Origin of the sequence: Massilia sp. YIM B02763 (assembly GCF_030412015.1) — a bacterium.
GTDB lineage: Bacteria > Pseudomonadota > Gammaproteobacteria > Burkholderiales > Burkholderiaceae_D > Telluria.
The window spans coordinates 1-18,717 of the sequence record NZ_JASNRD010000042.1 but is presented as its reverse complement, the minus strand read 5'-3'; the positions used below and the strand labels follow the sequence as shown (position 1 = coordinate 18,717).

The following is an 18,717-nucleotide window of genomic DNA, read 5'->3' as shown; positions in this document are numbered from 1 at the left end:
TAGCTGCTCTTCCTTATTTATCCCGGACAGCAGTGCGCGAAGGCGGGAACCCATACGGCGCGTCATGAAGAGGCTCAGCATGGGTTCCCGCCTGCGCGGGAACGACGTTGTTGACTAGGCGATGTTGCGTGGCTTACTTCGCCCTGGCCGTCGCGATCTGGTCCAGGATATGCTTCGGCACCGCCGCGTAGTGCTTGAACTCCATCGTGTACGTGGCCCGGCCCTGGGTCAGCGAACGCAAGGTGGTCGAGTAGCCGAACATCTCGGCCAGCGGCACGACGGCGTTGATGATCTTGCCGCCGCCGCCCGGGATCTCGTCCATGCCCTGCACCACGCCGCGCCGGGTCGACAGGTCGCCCATCACGTTGCCGGTGAATTCTTCCGGCGTCTCCACCTCGACCTGCATCATCGGCTCCAGCAGTTCCGGCGACGCGCGGCGCATGCCGTCCTTGAAGGCCATCGAGGCCGCCATGCGGAAGGCGTTCTCGTTCGAGTCGACGTCGTGGTAGGAGCCGAAGGTCAGCGTGGCGCGCACGTCGACCACCGGGTAGCCCGCCAGCACGCCGGCCGGCAGCGTCTCCTGGATGCCCTTGTCGACGGCCGGGATGTACTCGCGCGGCACGACGCCGCCCTTGATGGCGTCGACGAACTCGTAGCCCTTGCCCGGCTCCAGCGGTTCCAGCTTCAGCACCACGTGGCCGTACTGGCCCTTGCCGCCCGACTGCTTGACGAACTTGCCCTCGACGTTCTCGACGGCGTTGCGGATCGTCTCGCGGTACGCCACCTGCGGCTTGCCGACGGTGGCCTCGACGCCGAACTCGCGCTTCATGCGGTCGACCAGGATCTCCAGGTGCAATTCACCCATGCCGGACATGATGGTCTGGCCCGACTCCTCGTCGGTGCGCACGCGGAACGACGGGTCTTCCTGCGCCAGGCGGTTCAGGGCGATGCCCATCTTTTCCTGGTCCGCCTTGGTCTTCGGCTCCACCGCCTGCGAGATCACGGGCTCCGGGAAGATCATCTTCTCCAGGACGATGACCTTGTCCGGATCGGACAGCGTGTCGCCCGTCGTCACCGCCTTCAGGCCCACGGCCGCCGCGATGTCGCCGGCGAACACCTCCTTGATCTCCTTGCGCTCGTTGGCATGCATCTGCAGGATGCGGCCCAGGCGTTCCTTCTGGCCCTTGGTCGGGTTGTACACGCTGTCGCCGGAGTTCACCACGCCGGAATACACGCGGAAGAAGGTCAGCTGGCCAACGAACGGGTCGGTCATGATCTTGAAGGCGAGCGCGGAGAACGGCTCGTCGTCGGCCGGATGGCGTTCGATCGGATTGTCGTCCTCGTCGGTGCCGGCGATCGCCGGGACGTCCACGGGCGACGGCAGGTATTCGACCACGGCGTCCAGCATCGCCTGCACGCCCTTGTTCTTGAATGCGCTGCCGGCCAGCATGGGCACGATCTCGCCGGCGATGGTGCGCTGGCGCAGCGCCGCCTTGATCTCGTCTTCCGCCAGTTCCTCGCCGTTCAGGTATTTCTCGGTCAGTTCCGGCGTGGCCTCGGCCGCCGCCTCGACCATGTTCTCGCGCCACTTGCGCGCCACGTCCTGCAGTTCGGCCGGGATGTCGCCGTATTCGAAGCGCACGCCCTGGCTCGCGTCGTCCCATTTGATGGCACGCATCTTGACCAGGTCGACGACGCCCTCGAAGCGGTCCTCGGCGCCGATCGGCACCTGGATCGGCACGGCATTGCCCTTCAGGCGGTCCTTGATCTGCTGCTGCACGCGGAAGAAATCGGCGCCGACGCGGTCCATCTTGTTGATGAAGGCGATGCGCGGCACCTTGTACTTGTTCGCCTGGCGCCACACGGTTTCCGATTGCGGCTGCACGCCGCCGACCGAGTCGTACACCATCACGGCGCCGTCCAGCACGCGCATCGAGCGCTCGACCTCGATGGTGAAGTCGACGTGGCCCGGGGTGTCGATGATGTTGATGCGGTGTTCGGCGAAGTTGCCGGCCATGCCTTTCCAGAAGGCCGTGGTGGCGGCCGAGGTGATGGTGATGCCGCGTTCCTGCTCCTGCTCCATCCAGTCCATCGTGGCCGCGCCGTTGTGCACTTCGCCGATCTTGTGGTTCACACCCGTGTAGAACAGGATGCGCTCCGTGGTCGTCGTCTTGCCGGCGTCGATGTGGGCACTGATACCGATGTTGCGGTAGCGGTCGATGGGGGTTTTACGGCTCATCACAATCTCCTTGGATTAGCACCGGGCGCTCAGCGCCAAGCAGCGAGGACGCGTAGGTGGAGGCTTGTTTCCGCGTTTCAAGGCCGGCAATCTCTATCCGAAGATAGGGCCATGCAGGATGGGTGAAACGGGGCTGCACCATGGAGCAATGTAGCCGAAGTCGGCGCTGTTTGCAGGAGGCGACCATGAAACGACGTCGTCCCTGCGAAGGCAGGGACCCAATTTGCGCGCGCTATCGCAGTGCGGACAAAACTTGGGTCCCTGCCTTCGCAGGGACGGCGGCTTTACGTGTACCTGCTCAGGCCAGCACGGTCTGAATCGCCCTCGCCGGAATCTCCACCGTGGTCTCGACCTTGTCGATGAACAGCCGGTAGCGCTGCGCCTGCCCGGTCTTGTTCATCACGACCACGGCCAGGCTGCCGTCCGGGTTGCGGAAGGCCGTCGTGTCCAGCACGCTGCGGCTCGTGGTGGCGGAGACGCGGCGCGCCTGCGGCTTGAAGTAGCGGCTGATGTGGGCGATATAGGGGAAGATCGGCGTGACCACCAGCTCGCCGTCATCGCTCGCGTGCAGCGGCGCGAAGCAGTAGTTCTGCACGTGGTTCGGGCCGCCGCGCATGTCGAGCAGCATGTTCCAGTCGATCCAGCCGCTCGCGCCGGCGTTCAGGTCGGCGATCATCTGGCTGCCGTAGCGCTCCCCGTTGGCCCAGTCCTGCAGGCGGCTCGCATCGTACTTCTCGATGCAGCCCTCGGTCATCAACAGGGGCACGTCAGGGTAGGCCTCGTGCACGGCCGCCACGTTGCGGTGCATCGGGTCGCCGCCGGCCCAGGTCTCGTACCAGTGGTAGCCCACGCCCCAGATGTAGGGGCGCGCCCTGGGGTCGGACAGGATGTGGGCGGCGCGCTGCGGCAGCAGGTCGCGGTTGTGGTCCCACACGACGATCTTCTTGTCGGCCATGCCGGCGTTCTTCAGCGCCGGTCCCAGGTAGTCGCCCAGGAAGCGGGTCTCCTCCTCGGCCGTGTACAGCATCGATTCCCATTTCTGCGTCGCCATCGGCTCGTTCTGCACCGACAGCCCCCAGATCGGCACGCCGGCCTTTTCGTAGGCCTGGACGAACTTCACGTAGTAGCGCGCCCAGACGTCGCGGTATTCCGGCAGCAGCTTGCCGCCCTGGAGCATGCTCTTGTTCGACTTCATCCAGGCCGGCGCGCTCCACGGCGAGGCGAAGACGCGCATCTCGCCGCCGTGGCGCCTGGCCAGCGCCAGCGCCTCGCGCAGGAAGGGCACGCGGTGCTTCATGTCGTGGGCGATGTCGAACGAGGCGAGCGACGTGTCGCCCTCGCGCACGTAGCTGTAGGTGTCGGTGCCGAAGTCCGAGCTGTTGATCGTCGTGCGCACGACGTTGTAGCCCATGCCCTCGCGCGGGTCGAAGCAGGCCGTCATGAACGCCTTCTTCGCGGCGGGTTTGAGCTTCGCATACAGGTCGGCGGTGGCGTCGGTGACGGCGCCGCCGAAGCCGAAGATCGCCTGGAAGCGCTTGCCCGTGTCGACGAAGACCGAGATGTCGGTCTCCACCGGCTGGGTGGCGGCTTGCGGCGTGCCGAGCGCGCGCGTGGCGAAGCGCTGGGCGCCCATGGCGGTGGTCACCACCTGCCATGGGCGGCCCGCGGCGGCTGTCGCCGGGGCCCCTGCGGGTGCGGCCGCGGCGCCGGACTGGCCGGCGGCGCGTGCCAGCGGGGTGGCGGCCAAAGTGGCAACGCCCATCAGGCGCAATGCATCTCGTCGTGTGGTCAAATCGTGTCTCCTCGTCGTCGTTCGTGTCGTCCGCGGCCGGCGCGCCCATGCGGCCGGCCACGGCAGCTTACAGCTTGTAGTTCAGGCCGAACAGTACCTGGCGGCCGTAGGTCGTGTAGCGCTCGGGCGCATAGGCGCCGCTGGCGAACGGGCTGCCCTGCTTGGTCTGGTAGGGCTGGTTGTTCAGGTTGTTCACCTGCACCAGCAGGCCCAGGTTCTTGTACGGGCCGTCCTGGAACTCGTAGCCGACCTGCACGTCGATCTGCTTCTCGGCCAGGATCTCGCTGAACGAGCGCTGGGCGAACAGGCCCGTGACCTCGCCGCGGAAGGCGGAGCGATAGCGTTCGCTGATGCGCGCCGAGAAGCCGTATTTTTCGTAGAACGCCGTCAGGTTGCCGACCACGCCGGACAGGCCGGGCAGCTTTTCCTTGGTGCCGGGGCCGTTCGGATGGATCGAGCTGTCGGTGCCGGAGGCGCTGGCCTGCACGCCGAAGCCGTCCAGGCGGTTCCACAGCATGCCCAGTTGCAGCGAGACGGTCGCCTCGATGCCGCGCACGAAGCCGCCCTGGCCGTTCGATGGCTGGTTGACCGTGCCGATGTTCGAGATCGGCACGACGGTGCTCGGGTTCGGGAAGCCGGTGAAGTCGAAGGCGCGCTGCTGGTTGTAGATATAGCTCTTCAGGTCCTTGAAGAAGTAGGCCAGCGAGACGTAGCTGCCCTTGCCCAGGTAGTGTTCCAGCGACAGGTCGTAGGAATTGGCGCGCCATGGTTCCAGGTGCGGGTTGCCGCCGCTGCCGTTCCATTCCAGCGTGCTCTGGCTGACGCCGGCCGCGATGCCGGCGCGCATGTCCGACATGCGCGGCCGGGCCACCGTCTTGGCCGCGCCGAAGCGCAGGTAGGTGTCGCCCAGGTAGTTGCCGAGGTCGAAATTCAGGTTCACGCTCGGCAGCACGTCGTGGTAGGTAGCGCCGTCGCGCAAGTCGGTGACGATGCCGCCGTTGACGGCCTTGCCCTCCGCTTCCTGGTTCACGCGCACGTACTGCACGCCGGCGTTGCCGCGCACGGGGATCTTGCCGAATTCCGTGTCGATGCCGAAGCGGACGAAGCCGACCGTCTGCTTCTCCGTGACGGCCCAGTCCTGCTGGGCGACATCCGTATCGATCGGCATCTTGTCGTAGAACTGGTTCAGCGCGGCCAGCGGATCGAAGCTCAGCACGCCCGGAATGCCGGCCCAGGCCAGCGAGGTGCTCTGCTGGATCAGGTTCGCGGGCACGGTGGTCAGCGCGCGGCCGTTCTTCAGGGCGTAGCGCTGCGACACGTCCTCGTGCGACTTGTCGCGCTTGGAGTACGACAGGCCCACCTGCACGTCGCGCAGGACCGGCATGTCCAGTTCGCGCTTGGCGTTGAACTTGGCGGCGCCGAGCTTGTCCTCGACGATCGGGTGGTGCATGGTGGCGTCGTGGCCCCAGCCGCCCGGATCGGTCAGCTTGATGATCGCGGGATTGGCCAGGTCGACGCCCGGCGTGAAGGTCGGCAGCCCGGCGCCCGTGGGAATCGAAAAGCCGAAGTTGTTGTCGGCGGCGCCCGTGCCGGCGCGTCCCAGGCCCGCATACGTCTCCGACGTCTCTTCCTTGCGCTTGGCCGTCGAATACGACAGGTCGCCGTCCAGCGTCCATTTGCCGTCGCGCCAGTTGGTATTCCAGCCGGCGGCTCCCAGGTGGTCCTTGCGGCGGTTGGCGTCGTTGCGCACGATCGGCTCCAGGTTCACGAGGGTGCCGCCCGTGAGCATGCGCACGTTGCCCATCGATTCGATGACGGGATCGCGGTAGGTCACCGTGTCGGCCGAGTTCCACATCGCTCCGCGCATGATTTCCTTCTGGTCGAACTGCGAGTAGTACAGGTCGACGACGGAGCGCAGGTTGCGGTTCGGCTTCCAGTCCAGCACCGCCATCAGGCCGTCGCGCTTCTGCTCGCGCGAGGTCGCTGTAACTTCCGCGCCCTTCAGTGCCGTGACATCCTCGTTCCCCGGCGGGAGCTTGTTGTTGGTGCCCCAGTACCAGGACTTGTATTCCTTCTGCTGGCCCGGCGAGTCGAGGTGGGCATAGCCGACGGCGACGCCGAAGGTATTGTCGAGGAACTGGTCGATGTAGGAAACGGAGAACCGGCCGCCGTTGCGCGACCAGCCTTCGTTGATGCTGCCGTTGCCGTTGCGCTCCCCGCGCGCGTTCAGCGCGACGGTGCGGCCGCGCCGGTCCAGCGGGCGCACGGCGCGCAGGTCGATGGTGCCGGACAGGCCGGCCGACGTCATCGACGCGTCCGGCGTCTTGTACACGGTGACGCCGCCCAGCAGCTCGGACGGGTACTGGTCGAATTCGGCGCTGCGGTCGTTGCTGGTCGAGGTCTGCTCACGGCCGTTGAGGAGCGTGACGGCGAAATCCGGCGCCAGGCCGCGCAGCGAGATCACCTGGGCGCGGCCCGCCACGCGCTGCGCGGTCAGGCCCGGCAGGCGCGCGATCGATTCGGCGATCGACACGTCGGGCAGCTTGCCGATGTCTTCCGCCGTGATGGCCTCGACGATCTGGTCCGCGTCCTTCTTGATCGCGGTGGAGCTCTCGATGCTGCCGCGGATGCCCGTGACGACGACGCGCGAGGCGTTGTCGCTGCCGGCGCCGTCCTGCGCCCCCTCCTGCGCGCTCGCCGATGCACTGCACAGCAGCAGCGCGCAGGCCGCGGCGATGGGGCTCAGGGAGACCATGCGGGATTGGTTGCGGGAATGAATGCGGGAATGGTCGCGTACGGGGGCAGCGCCTCGGTTGCTCATCGTCGTGTCTCCAGTGTCGTCGTTATCGTTGTATTGGAAACGTTGCCAAATCGAAGCGCAATTTGGAAACATTGCCAGTTTGGTCGGACCACGCTCTGCCCATCGCGATCGATGGCGGCGTCAGGTTCCGCGAGTCGGCAGGTTTCCAGCCAGGGCAGTCACATTGGAAACGTTGCCAAACTCAAGCGCATTATTGACGTTCGTGAAATTTACTGTCAAGACGAATTTGTATGTGCGCAACAGCTAGACGCGCGGCTTGCGTGTCCGCTTTGGCGCCGCGCAATGCACGAGCGTCGAGCGCAGGCTGACGCTGACGGGGAAGGTGCGGGTAACGGGACGCTCGATGCCGTAGCACAGGTTCATCAGGGCCGCGATGCCGTTGCGCGTCATCTCGCGCCAGGGGATGTGCACGGAAGTCAGGCGCGGCGTGGCATAGGCGGCGCCGGGCGCATCGTCGTAGCCGATGACGGAGACGTCGCGCGGCACCTGGATGCCCGCTTCGTGGAAGTAGGACAGCGCCCCCAGCGCCATCTCGTCGTTGGCGCAGAACACGGCGCTGAACGGGCGTCCGGATGCCACCAGTTCCTCGGCGGCCGAGCGGCCGCCCGCCGGCGAGAAATCGCGCTCGACGCACCACAGCGACGCCGTGTCGATGCCGGCCGCGCGCAATTCGTCCATGAAGCCGGCGATGCGCTCGACGTTGTCGAGGGCGTCCGGCGGACCGGCGACGACGGCGATCTCGCGGTGCGCATGGTCGAGCAGCGCGCGCGCCGCCAGCCGGCCGCCCAGGCGGTGGTCGACCGTGAAGCACTGCGCCGGGATGCTGTCGAAGCTGTGGTTCAGCGCCACGAGGCGTTCGCGCTTGGCGCCGAAGGACGCCAGGTCCTCGTCCGTCAGGGGGCTGTTCAGCACGATGACGCCGTCGCAGCCCCGCTCCAGCAGGAAGCCGATGCCCTCCACCGCCTGGGCGCGCGCATGTTCGCGCTCGCGGCCGAACGTGACCATCATGTGCAGGCCGGCGCCGCGCAGCTCCGCATCGATGATCTGCAGGACGGCCGCATAGAAGGTGCCGGACAGCAGCGGGATATACACGCCGACCATGCGGCTGGTCCCGTACAGCAGCGAGCGCGCCGCGTGCGAGGGCCGGTAGCCGAGGGCGTCGATGGCCCGCCTGACCCGTTCCAGCTTCGCCTGCGACACCGAGCCCTTGCCGCGCACGACGCGCGACACGGTGCCCAGTCCCACGCCGGCCATGCGCGCCACATCCTTGATCGTTGCCACACCCGCTCCGTTATTCGAACAGCGCAAGCATACCGCATGCCCCGTCCGGCGGCATCAGGAACCGTCGCCGCGCCACGCGAGCGTGGCCACGCTGCCGGCCGGCAGCTGCCAGCGGAAACTCCGGCCCTGCACCCGCACCGAGAACGCGCGCTCCTGCGCAGCCCCGTTCGCGACCAGCAGCACCAGCGTGCCGTCCGGGTTGCGGAAGGCGACGTTGGCGAGGTCCTTGTCCTTGGTATCGGAAGCGATGCGGCGCGCGCCCGGCAGCACGAAGCGGCTGGCATGGGCCAGCGCATAGTACTCGACGTTGCGCGTGACCTCGCCCGTGCGCGAATCGATCGTCACGACGCCGCGGCAGTTCTTGCAGCCGCCCAGGAAGGGACCGTCGTTCTCGTCCAGCGCGAGGTTCCACAACAGCACGCCGCGCGCCCAGCCGCGGGTCGTGTCGATGACGAGGGTGCGCGTGAAGTACATCAGGTTCTTGCCCCAGTCGGGCGCCCACTTCCCGCCCGAGCACTCGGTGAACCACGTATCCTTGTCCGGGAAGCGGTCGTGCAGGCGGCCCATGGCGCGCACGTCGCCGCCGTAGCAATGCCAGGCGATGCCGCTGACGTATTTCGCGGCCTTCGGGTCGGACAGCACGATGGCGGGCGACTCCGGCTCGTCCCAGTTGTGGTCCCAGTCGAACAGTTGCACGCCCGGCTGCTCGGCGGCCAGGCGCGGACCGAGGAAGTCGCGGATCAGCGCAGCGCGCTGGGCCGGCTCCACGCGCATGCCCGGATAGTCGTCCGGCTCGAAGTGCGGCTCGTTCTGCAGCGTCAGCGCGGAGACGGGCACGCCCTCCTTCTTCATCTCGGCCACGTAGCGGCTCAGGTAGCGCGCGAACGCGTCGTAGGCCTGCGGCTTCAGGCTGCCCTTCACGAGACTGTCGGTGCTCTTCATCCAGCCCGGCGCGCTCCAGGGCGAGGCCATCACCTTCAGCTGCGGATTGATCGCCAGCGCCGCCTTCACGGTCGGCAGCACGGAGTCGCGCTGCGGCGCCAGCGAGAAGCGTTCCAGCTTGGGATCCTGCTGGCCCGGGGGCATGTCGTCGAAGCTGTAGTGGGAACGGGAAAAGTCGGAAGCGCCGATGGTCAGGCGGGTGAACGACAGGCCGATACCCGGCGTTTCGTGTTCATGCGCTTCATGCCCAGGTGATGCCCGGCCGAACAGTTCGCGCAGCAGCGCGTCGCGCTGGGCGGGCCGGAGGCGCTGCTGGATCAGCCAGCCCGAGGCATCCGTGATGGCGGCGCCGAAGCCGGCGATCTCCTGGTAGCGCTTGTCCGGATCGACGTCGATCACCGTCGTTGCCGGCGCGTCCTTTGCGAAGGCGGCATCCGGGGCACGCGCCAGCAGCTTGCCGCGGTCGCCGGTAGTGACCCAGCCCTGCACGGCCTGGGCGTGGGCATGCACCTGCGCGCCGGCGCACGCGGCCAGCAGCGCGACGGCGCCGATGCGCCGCAGCTCGTTCTTCATCTCGTCTCCTCCGTTCGCCGGCATCGTCCTCTCGCGCAGCGAGATTGGAAACGTTGCCAATCTTGTCTGGCCCACTATACCGGCCTTATTTCCGACTGTCAAAAACAGCAAACGGACTTGTGCGACATCAAGCGCGCGCTTGCGCCATGCAAGCAATCGACTGCACGCCGGGCGCAGACTAGCGCCACCATGCAGATCGTGATCGCGCTCCTCCTCGCCGCCCTGCCCGTGCTGGCCGCCTGTTCCGTCAAGGACAAGCCCCCGGTCAGCGTCACGCCCCAGGTCGTGCCGGGCGAGCTGTGGGTCGCGCCGAGCGGGCTGGACGACAATCCGGGCACGCGCTCGGCGCCCCTGCGCACGCTCGCCCAGGCCGCGCGGGTCGTCCGGCCGGGCACCGTCGTCAACGTCCTGCCCGGCACCTACCATGGCGGCTTCCGGACGGACGTCGACGGCTTGCCGAACGCCCGCATCGTGTTCCGCGCCACCGAACGGGGACGGGCCCGCATCGTGCCGCCGCCCCGGTCGAAGCGCGACATCGCCTGGGACAACCGCGCCAGCTGGATCGACATCGAAGGCTTCGAGATCGACGGCAGCCAGCACGTGGCCGGCGCGCCCTGGCGCATCGGCATCTACAGCGGCGGTTCGTACAACCGCATCGCCGGCAACCGCGTGCGCCACATCGCCGTCGACGTGCCCTGCACCAGCGCAGGCGGCTCGGCGATCGGCGTCGACAGCTACTACCGGGGCAAGCACACGGACGTGATCGGCAACGTCGTGCACGACATCGGCCCGCCCGGCTGCCGCTGGGTGCAGGGCATCTACGTGAACACGCCGGCCACGGTACGCGACAACATCGTCTACCGCGTCGCCGAGGCGGGCATCCACATGTGGCACGACGCCCACGACGTCGTCGTCGTCAACAACACGGTGGTGGCCTGCAACACGGGCATCCTCGTGGGCGGCGGCGATTTCTATTACACGGAGGGGCCAAACGACCGTACGCGCGTGCTCAACAACATCGTGTTCGACAACCGCTACGGCATTGCGGAACAGGGCGCGACGGGCAAGCACAACAGCTACCGCCACAACCTGGTGTTCGGCAACACGAAGGCAGACTGGCGGCTGGCGCCCGGCATGACGCACAGCGGCACCGTGGCCGCCCCGCCCGGTTTCGTCGGCTACTCGCGCAGCGGGACGCCGGATTTGCGGCTGACGGCGACGTCGCCGGCACTGGGGCGGGGGCTGGCCGATACGGGGCTGGCAACTGCCGGGCTGCCACCGGCCTCGGACGGCGGCACAGATGGCGCCGCGCGCGGCAACCCACCGCCGGCCGCCGTGGACATCGGCGCGCGGCCATAGGTGCGGCAAGCGCCCGGATGTCCTAGAGGATCTCGTGCACCAGCTCGGCCGGCCGGCACAGCCGCACACCCTTGGGCGTGACGACGAAGGGACGATTGATCAGGATCGGATGGGCGAGCATCGCATCCAGCAAGGCATCGTCGCCAACGGCCGGATCGTTCAGGCCGAGCTCGGCGGCCAGCGCTTCCTTGGCGCGCAACGCATCGCGCACGCCCAGCCCCGCACGGGCGATCATGTCCCGCAGTGCCTCGCGCGACGGCGTATCGGTCAAGTAATCGACCACACGTGGCTCGATGCCCGCTTCGCGGATCGCCGCCAGGGTGTTACGCGACGTGCCGCAGCGCGGGTTATGGAAAATCGTGACGTCCATCCTCATATCCTCGTGAAGGTGTTACTCGAAAGGCAAGGATCATACCGGCGGCCGCACAACGCTTCCAGTTTTTTTCGCTTGTTCCCATCTTGACGGCCATATAGAATGCGCGGTTTGCTTTCCGAGATGCAATGCGATTTACCGCACGCACACTCGTTGCAAGACCGACACGAAGCACGGAACGACGCGATCAAGAGGCCGCCCACGGCCCGCCCGCGAAGGAGAGAATATGGAACCGATCGACCAATATCTGATGCGCCCGGCGGCATTGCCGACTTGGGGCCAGCGCACTTCGCTGCGCCTGCTAAATTTCTTCGGCTGGAATTTTCGCTGGAAACCCCTGCCCGGCCCGCACGGCATCGCCGTCGTCTATCCGCACACCTCGAACTGGGATTTCCCGATCGGCCTGCTGGCCAAGTGGACCGTCACGCTGCAGTTCCGCTGGCTGGCCAAGGATTCGCTGTTCCGCGGTCCGATGGGCCGCCTGATGCGCTACTGGGGCGGCGTCGCCGTCGACCGCAGCGCGCCGCAGGGCGCCATCACGCGCCTGGCGCAGACGATGCGCGCCGCCGACTGGTTCTGGCTGGCGATCACGCCGGAAGGCACGCGCGGCTACCGTCCTTACTGGAAGAGCGGCTTCTACCGCATCGCGATCGCCGCCAAGGTGCCCGTGCTGCTGGTCAAGCTCGACTACGGCAAGAAGGTCATCGACGTCACCCAGAGCGTCGTCCTGACGGGGGACGAGGCGGCCGACATGGCCGTCATCGCGCGCGCCTTCGACGGCGTGCAGGCCAAGCACCCGAAGGATGCCGCGCCGATCCGCCTCGCGCCGAACGATGCGGCGCGTCCGGACGAAGGCTCAGGCGCCTACCGCAAGCAGGCATAAGCCGGCCGCGCCGATCGCCGCGCCGAACACGCGGCGCAGGCGCGGGCCCGGCAGCGCGGCGCCCGCCGCGATCACCAGGCAGCTGGCCAGGATGAAACCGGCGCCGCTGGCCATGCCCGCCAGTTCGCGGCCATGCGCCAGGCCGTGCAGGAAGGCGCAGGCGCCCACCGTCAGCACCGCCACTTCGCGCGGAACGCGCGCCTGCACGCTGGGCGCGCAGGCGGCCAGTGCGCCGAGCAGCAGCACGGTGGCGGCGATCGACGTCTCCAGCAGCGGCAGCGTGACAAAGCCTGCGCACGAGGCGCCCAGCGCCATCATCACGAGGAAGCTCGGCGCCAGCACCGCACCCTGGCGCTGCTGGCGGCTCCACAGGCCCACGGCCAGCAGCGCGAGCAGGTGGTCGAATCCCGTGAGCGGGTGCAGGCAGCCGGCCAGGAAGCCGATCTCCACGCCATGTCCCGGGTGCGCGGCCGCCGGCAGCGCCAGCGCCATCGCGGCCGCCATCAGGCCGGCCTTGTGCATCGTCGTCATCGTCTTCTCCTTCAGTGTTGTGCTTCGGTGCGGTGGTCCAGCAAGCCTTGCTCCCGGATGAACGCGACCACCTCGGCCACGCCCTCGCCCGTGCGCAGATTGGTGAACACGAAGGGCCGCGTGCCACGCTGGCGCCGCGCGTCCTCGGCCATGATGTCCAGGTTGGCGCCCACGTGCGGCGCGAGGTCGGTCTTGTTGATGATCAGGAGGTCGGAGCGCGTGATGCCGGGCCCGCCCTTGCGCGGGATCTTCTCGCCGCCCGCGACGTCGATCACGTACAGCGTCAGGTCGGACAGCTCGGGGCTGAACGTGGCCGCGAGGTTGTCGCCGCCCGATTCGACCAGCACCAGTTCCAGGTCCGGGAAATCGGCCTGCAGCCGCGCGATGGCTTCCAGATTGATCGACGCATCCTCGCGGATCGCCGTATGCGGACATCCGCCCGTCTCCACGCCCATCAGGCGTTCCGGCGCGAGCGCGCCGGCGCGCAGCAGGATCTCCATGTCCTCGCGCGTGTAGATGTCGTTGGTGATCACGGCCATGTCGTAGCGGTCGCGCATGTCGCGGCACAGCTGCTCGCACAGCGCCGTCTTGCCGGAGCCGACAGGGCCGCCGATGCCGACGCGCAGGGGGTTCGAAGTCATGTCAATATCCTTGTCAGCTTAAAGACCGTCGCCCCTGCGGAGGCAGGGGCCCAATTTGCACGCGTTGCCGCGGCACGGAGAAGATTGGGTCCCTGCCTGCGCAGGGACGACGAAGTTATCGTTGTGGTCACGAGCGATACAACCTGCCATGCTGCACCTCATGCCGCATCGACAGCATCGACAGCCCCGGCGCCCAGTTGGACAGCTCCTCGTCCGCCAGCGCTTGCGCCACCTGCGCGGCGCGCTCGATGTCGGGGCGCAGCGCCAACAGCAGGCGCTGCCCCGCCACCTGCCCCAGCGGCACCGACTTCACGCACACCAGCACCTGGTTCTCGAGCCAGGAAAAGATCATTGCCAGCAGCGCCTCCTCGTGCGGGATGTCGAGGCCGTCGACAGCGCAGGCATAGGCCAGCGGCAGCGTGACGTCGGCGCCCAGCGCCGCCGTGTCGGCCACGCCCAGCTCGGCGACGAGGCGCGCCAGCGAATAGCCCATCTGGACCGTCTCGGCGCGCAGCTCGGCCGTGTCGCGCGAGGCGAGGAAGCATTCTCCCCATTCGGCGATCGCCGCCGCGTCGCGCGCCGCGAACGCTTTCAGCAGGCGCCACAGGATCGGCGCATCCCAGCGCGCGACGACTTCGTCGAGGTAGCGCGCCATCCAGGCCTGCGCCGTGCCGGCATCGTGCACGAGGCCCTGCTCCAGCGCCGCCTCCAGGCCCTGCGAATAGCTGTAGCCGCCGATCGGCAACGCGGGGCTGGCGAATTGCAGCAGGTGCAGCAGGGCCGCCGCGTTCATGCGGGTTCCGGACGCGCGACGTCGGACGGACGGTGGATCTTCTGCCGCACCGGGACGGGCGCCAGCAGGCCGCCGCGCCCATGATCGTGATCGTGGCCGTGGGAATGGCCCCCCGCATAGGCGCCCGCCTCCGGCTCGAACTTGGCCAGCTCGGTGTCGACCTGGGCGCCGAGGCCTTCGACCATTTCCTTGAGCACGGGGTCGACGCGGATACGCAGCCAGCCGGTGCCGACCTGGGTCTGCGTGTGGCGGTTCCCCAGGTGGAAGGCGCAGCGGGCCAGCATCGTCGCGTCGCTGCAGCGCACGAGATAGGTCGGCTCGGGCGCGGCGACGACACGCACCACGCGGCCGTCCTCGCCCGTCAGCAAGTCGCCGTCGCGCAGCACGGTGCCGCGTACGAGGAACAGCGCGACTTCCTCGCCGGATGCGAGGCGGGCGCGCTGGCGGCAGCGTTCGCGCTGCTCGAACGGCAGTACCAGCAGGTCGTGGACCACCGGGGCATGCGCGATCTTGGTATGCAGGGAATACATGGTTGGCTCTCTAAAAAAGGAAATAGCGCTGGGCCAGCGGCAGCACGGTGGCGGCTTCGCACACCAGCAGCTGCCCGTCGGCCCGCACTTCATAGGTTTCCGGGTCCACCTCCATGTGCGGGGTGGCGCCGTTGCGGATCATGTCGCGCTTCCTCAGGCCGCGCGTGCCGCGCACGGGAATCACGGTCTTCGCCAGGCCCAGTTCGCGGGCGATGCCGGCGTCGAACGCGGCCTGCGAGACGAAGGTGAACGACTTCTTCAGGCCGCCGCCGAAGGACCCGAACATGGGCCGGTAGTGCACGGGCTGCGGCGTCGGGATTGACGCGTTCGGGTCCCCCATCAGGCTGGCGGCGATCATCCCGCCCTTGAGCACCATCGACGGCTTGACGCCGAAGAAGGCGGGACGCCACAGCACGATGTCGGCGATCTTGCCCGGCTCCAGCGAGCCGACTGCGTGCGCAATGCCGTGGGCGATGGCCGGGTTGATCGTGTACTTGGCGACGTAGCGTTTCACCCGTTCGTTGTCGTTGCGCGCCGAGTCGCCTTCCAGCGGGCCGCGCTGCACCTTCATCTTGTGCGCCGTCTGCCAGGTGCGCATGATGGTCTCGCCCACCCGGCCCATGGCCTGCGAGTCGGACGACATCATCGAGATCGCGCCGATGTCGTGCAGGATGTCCTCGGCGGCGATCGTCTCGCGGCGGATGCGGGACTCAGCGAACGCGACGTCCTCGGCGATGGCCGGATCGAGGTGGTGGCACACCATCAGCATGTCCAGGTGCTCGTCCAGCGTGTTGACGGTGAAGGGCCGGGTCGGATTCGTCGACGAGGGCAGCACGTTCGATTGGCCGACGGCGGCGATGATGTCCGGCGCGTGCCCGCCTCCGGCTCCTTCCGTGTGGAAGGTGTGGATCGTGCGGTCCTTGAAGGCGGCCACGGTCGACTCCAGGAAGCCTGCCTCGTTCAGCGTGTCCGAGTGCAGCGCCACCTGGATGTCCATGCGTTCGGCCACGGACAGGCAGTTGTCGATGGCGGCCGGCGTGCTGCCCCAGTCCTCGTGCAGCTTCAGGCCGACGGCACCCGCCTCGATCTGCTCTTCCAGCGGCCTCGCCTGGCTGACGTTGCCCTTGCCGAAGAAGCCCAGGTTCATCGGAAAGGCATCGGCCGCCATCAGCATGGAATGGATGTGCCAGGCGCCCGGCGTGCAGGTGGTGGCCGCCGTGCCGACCGCGGGGCCCGTGCCGCCGCCCAGCATCGTCGTGATGCCGGACATCAGGGCTTCGTCGATCTGCTGCGGGCAGATGAAGTGGATGTGGGTGTCGATGCCGCCCGCGGTGACGATCATGCCTTCGCCCGCGATGATCTCCGTGGCGCCGCCGATGGGCAGCGTCACGCCCGGCTGGATATCGGGGTTGCCGGCCTTGCCGATGCCGGCGATCAGGCCGTCCTTGATGCCGATGTCGGCCTTGACGATGCCCCAGTGCTCGACGATGACGGCATTCGTGATGACGGTGTCCATGACGCCGGCGCGCGGCAGCTGCGACTGGCCCATGCCGTCGCGGATCACCTTGCCGCCGCCGAACTTCACTTCCTCGCCGTAGATCGCATGGTCGCGCTCGATCTCGATCACGAGGTCGGTGTCGGCAAGGCGGATGCGGTCGCCCGTCGTCGGGCCGTACATGTCGGCATAGGCCTGGCGCGAGATGGTGGCCATCAGTCCCCTCCCCGCGGCAGGCTGCCGTTCACGCGGCCCTGGAAGCCGTGCACGATGCGGGCGCCGTCCAGGTCGACCAGTTCCACGGTGCGGCGCTGGCCCGGCTCGAAGCGCACGGCGGTGCCGGCCGCGATGTTCAGGCGCATGCCCAGCGCCAGCGCGCGGTCGAACTGCAGCGCATCGTTGGCTTCGTAAAAATGGAAGTGCGAGCCGACCTGCACGGGACGGTCGCCCGCATTGGCCACCGTGACGGACAGCGTGCGCCGCCCTTCGTTCAGGGCGATGTCGCCGTCTTCCAGCAGGTACGCGCCGGGGATCATGCGGCCTCCGGCGCGAACAGCGACTTGTAGTAGATCGCCGTCGGCCGCCAGGCGCCGTCCGGCGTGCAGGCGTAATCCGGCAGCTCGCCCGCGCGGGTATAGCCGAAGCCCCGGTACAGGTGCTCGGCCCCGGAGCCGGCCTCGGTGTCCAGGAACAGCAGGCCGCGGCGCAGTTCGCGCGCTTCCGCCTCGGCGGCGCGCAGCAGCACCCCGCCGATGCCGCGCCGGCGCGCGCGGCTGTGCACGATCATCTTCTGCAGCTCGGCGCGGTGGCGGCCGTTCGCCTTCTGGCACAGGTCCAGCTGCACGGTGCCGACGAGCGTGCCCTCGTGGGTCGCGGCCAGCAGCACGCGCGAGCCCTGCGCCACGGCCGCGCGCACGTCCTGCCAGTAGCCGCGCGCGTCCGCCGCATCCAGGTCGGCCAGGAAGCCGACCGAGGCGCCGTTCGCCACCGCATCGAGCAGCAGCTCGGCCAGCTGGTCCTGCACCTCGGCACAGGCCGATGCATCGAGTTTGTGGATTTTCATCGCGCCTCCTTCGCGTGGGGCATTCAGGGAATCGGGTGGTGGACGGTGACGAGCTTGCTGCCGTCCGGGAAGGTCGCCTCGACCTGGATTTCCGGGATCATCTCCGGCACGCCTTCCATGACGTCCTCGCGCGACAGGATCGTCGTCCCTTCGCTCATCAGCTCCGCCACGCTGCGGCCGTCGCGCGCGCCTTCCATGATGGCCGCCGTGATCAGGGCGACGGCTTCGGGATAGTTCAGTTTCAGGCCGCGCGCGCGGCGCCGTTCCGCCAGCAGCGCGGCGGTGAAGATCAGCAGCTTGTCTTTTTCGCGTGGGGTCAGGTCCATGGGCGGGTCTTCCTTCAGGTGTTCCAGATGCGCGGCATGCATGCGGGCCGGCCGAGGTAATGGGGCCGCAACGCCTGCCACACGCGCAGCATGGCGGCGCGCGCCGCTTCGCCGTCGTCGCCCAGGTGGCGCGCGACGAACACCGACTTCACCTGGCTCAGCGCCAGCAGCGGGTCCGCCGCGCGCAGGCCGGCCTGCACGGCCGCCGGCACGGGCGCGCCGACGGCGAGGAAGGTGGCGCATACGGCATGGCCGCCGAGGCCGAACGGACTGGCGATGCCGGCCGGCGCGAGGATGCCCTGCTCGCACCACAGCAGGCGGCCGTTCTCGCGGATCCGGGTGCGCTGGCGCACGCGGCCGCTGGCGAAGCGCTCGCCCGACGCGCGGCGGCCGAACACGAGCACTTCGCTGCCGAGATAGCGCGCGCCCGGCGCCAGCTCGACCTCGTGGTCGAGGTCCACGTGGGCGTCGTCGTAAAAGATGGTTTCCTGCGGCAGCCATTCGATGGCGGCCCCCTCCCCGGCCCGCAGGCGCACGGTCTGGCGGGAGATGCGGCCATTGGCGCGGTACCACTTGGCCGCGCCGGGGCTGGTCGCGAGCACGTGGCAGGCGACGTCGGCGTCGATGCCGACGTCGAGGCGGTCGCCGCCGACCACGCCGCCGGGCGGGTGCACGACGATCACGTGGCAAGCGTCCGGGCCTTCGGGATAAAGCGCCTTCTGCACGCGCAACGGCCCGCGGTGCTCGCGCCGTACCAGGCGCGTGGCGTCGCCGGTGCGGGTGAAGCCCAGATGCAGGCTGGCCTGCCAGGCGGGCGTCGCGGTGGATGTGTCGGAAAGGCTACAGTCGGGCATATTGATGGATTAGCACGATGCGTGCCAAGCCCAAACCCGGTGCAGGATGCCCGCCGATGCGCCGCGGGATACCGCACACGCACCACGTCGGCCCAGGTGCACTACGACAGTGCGAAAGATAAGGCTAAATGGGAGAACGAGTTCCTGTAGTAGCAGATGTGTAATGCAGTTCAGTTAACGACGTCGTCCCTTATACGTCATGTAGACGTTATGATTTCCGA

Annotated in this window: 17 protein-coding genes; 2 read left to right on the top strand and 15 right to left on the bottom strand. The window is 68.1% G+C overall.

What is annotated here, in order from left to right; all coding sequences use genetic code 11:
• Positions 1-133 precede the first annotated feature (133 nt).
• From fusA to QPK32_RS26020, 5 genes are all read right to left on the bottom strand, one after another.
• Positions 134-2,239 (bottom strand): elongation factor G, encoded by a 2,106-nt coding sequence (gene fusA, locus QPK32_RS26040; protein ID WP_290415689.1) that lies wholly within the window; start codon positions 2,237-2,239, stop codon positions 134-136.
• Positions 2,240-2,537: 298 nt separating this feature from the next.
• On the bottom strand, positions 2,538-4,031 hold the full coding sequence (locus QPK32_RS26035; RefSeq protein ID WP_290415688.1) for a glycoside hydrolase family 30 protein: 1,494 nt from the start codon (positions 4,029-4,031) through the stop codon (positions 2,538-2,540).
• A 67-nt stretch (positions 4,032-4,098) separates the two neighbouring features.
• The gene (locus QPK32_RS26030) at positions 4,099-6,786 is read right to left on the bottom strand and encodes a TonB-dependent receptor (protein ID WP_290415687.1); all 2,688 of its coding nucleotides are present in this window, start codon (positions 6,784-6,786) and stop codon (positions 4,099-4,101) included.
• 309 nt (positions 6,787-7,095) lie between these two features.
• Positions 7,096-8,133: a LacI family DNA-binding transcriptional regulator gene (locus tag QPK32_RS26025; RefSeq protein WP_290415686.1), complete on the bottom strand. Its 1,038-nt coding sequence runs from the start codon at positions 8,131-8,133 to the stop codon at positions 7,096-7,098.
• Positions 8,134-8,187: 54 nt separating this feature from the next.
• Entirely contained in the window at positions 8,188-9,648 is a 1,461-nt protein-coding gene (locus QPK32_RS26020) for a glycoside hydrolase family 30 beta sandwich domain-containing protein (RefSeq protein WP_290415685.1), read from the bottom strand.
• 189 nt (positions 9,649-9,837) lie between these two features.
• Here QPK32_RS26020 and QPK32_RS26015 point away from each other — a divergent pair, with 189 nt between their 5' ends.
• The gene (locus QPK32_RS26015; RefSeq protein ID WP_290415684.1) at positions 9,838-11,007 is read left to right on the top strand and encodes a DUF1565 domain-containing protein; all 1,170 of its coding nucleotides are present in this window, start codon (positions 9,838-9,840) and stop codon (positions 11,005-11,007) included.
• A 22-nt stretch (positions 11,008-11,029) separates the two neighbouring features.
• On the opposite strand, the gene arsC is transcribed toward QPK32_RS26015, so the two are convergent.
• Positions 11,030-11,377, bottom strand: a complete 348-nt coding sequence (gene arsC / locus QPK32_RS26010) for an arsenate reductase (glutaredoxin) (protein WP_308632691.1) — start codon at positions 11,375-11,377, stop codon at positions 11,030-11,032.
• A gap of 229 nt (positions 11,378-11,606) precedes the next feature.
• On the opposite strand from arsC, the gene QPK32_RS26005 reads away from it, so the two are divergent.
• On the top strand, positions 11,607-12,263 hold the full coding sequence (locus QPK32_RS26005; RefSeq protein WP_308632690.1) for a 1-acyl-sn-glycerol-3-phosphate acyltransferase: 657 nt from the start codon (positions 11,607-11,609) through the stop codon (positions 12,261-12,263).
• Here the strand turns inward: QPK32_RS26005 and QPK32_RS26000 are convergent.
• The 9 genes from QPK32_RS26000 to QPK32_RS25960 all read right to left on the bottom strand — a co-directional run bounded on the left by QPK32_RS26000 (position 12,237) and on the right by QPK32_RS25960 (position 18,496).
• Positions 12,237-12,794: a HupE/UreJ family protein gene (locus QPK32_RS26000; RefSeq protein ID WP_290415683.1), complete on the bottom strand. Its 558-nt coding sequence runs from the start codon at positions 12,792-12,794 to the stop codon at positions 12,237-12,239. The two genes, QPK32_RS26005 and QPK32_RS26000, sit on opposite strands and share 27 nt — an antisense overlap.
• An 11-nt stretch (positions 12,795-12,805) precedes the next feature.
• Positions 12,806-13,435 carry an urease accessory protein UreG gene (gene ureG / locus QPK32_RS25995; RefSeq protein WP_290415682.1) on the bottom strand — a complete coding sequence of 210 codons (630 nt, stop codon included), beginning with the start codon at positions 13,433-13,435 and terminating at the stop codon, positions 12,806-12,808.
• Positions 13,436-13,562: 127 nt separating this feature from the next.
• A complete protein-coding gene (locus tag QPK32_RS25990) occupies positions 13,563-14,228 on the bottom strand; it encodes an urease accessory protein UreF (RefSeq protein WP_290415681.1) in 666 nt (221 codons plus the stop codon).
• Complete coding sequence (gene ureE, locus QPK32_RS25985; RefSeq protein ID WP_290415680.1) at positions 14,225-14,758, bottom strand: urease accessory protein UreE; 534 nt, start codon at positions 14,756-14,758, stop codon at positions 14,225-14,227. The genes QPK32_RS25990 and ureE overlap by 4 nt, the downstream gene beginning before the upstream one ends.
• Positions 14,759-14,768: 10 nt before the next feature.
• Positions 14,769-16,469, bottom strand: a complete 1,701-nt coding sequence (gene ureC, locus QPK32_RS25980; protein ID WP_290415679.1) for an urease subunit alpha — start codon at positions 16,467-16,469, stop codon at positions 14,769-14,771.
• A complete protein-coding gene (locus QPK32_RS25975; protein ID WP_290415678.1) occupies positions 16,469-16,789 on the bottom strand; it encodes an urease subunit beta in 321 nt (106 codons plus the stop codon). The genes ureC and QPK32_RS25975 overlap by 1 nt, the downstream gene beginning before the upstream one ends.
• On the bottom strand, positions 16,786-17,316 hold the full coding sequence (locus QPK32_RS25970) for a GNAT family N-acetyltransferase (protein ID WP_290415677.1): 531 nt from the start codon (positions 17,314-17,316) through the stop codon (positions 16,786-16,788). Before QPK32_RS25970 ends, QPK32_RS25975 begins: the two co-directional genes overlap by 4 nt.
• Positions 17,317-17,339: 23 nt before the next feature.
• Positions 17,340-17,642, bottom strand: coding sequence for an urease subunit gamma (locus QPK32_RS25965; RefSeq protein ID WP_290415676.1), 303 nt, complete (start codon positions 17,640-17,642; stop codon positions 17,340-17,342).
• A gap of 14 nt (positions 17,643-17,656) precedes the next feature.
• Positions 17,657-18,496: an urease accessory protein UreD gene (locus QPK32_RS25960; protein ID WP_290415675.1), complete on the bottom strand. Its 840-nt coding sequence runs from the start codon at positions 18,494-18,496 to the stop codon at positions 17,657-17,659.
• Between the last annotated feature and the right edge of the window lie 221 nt (positions 18,497-18,717).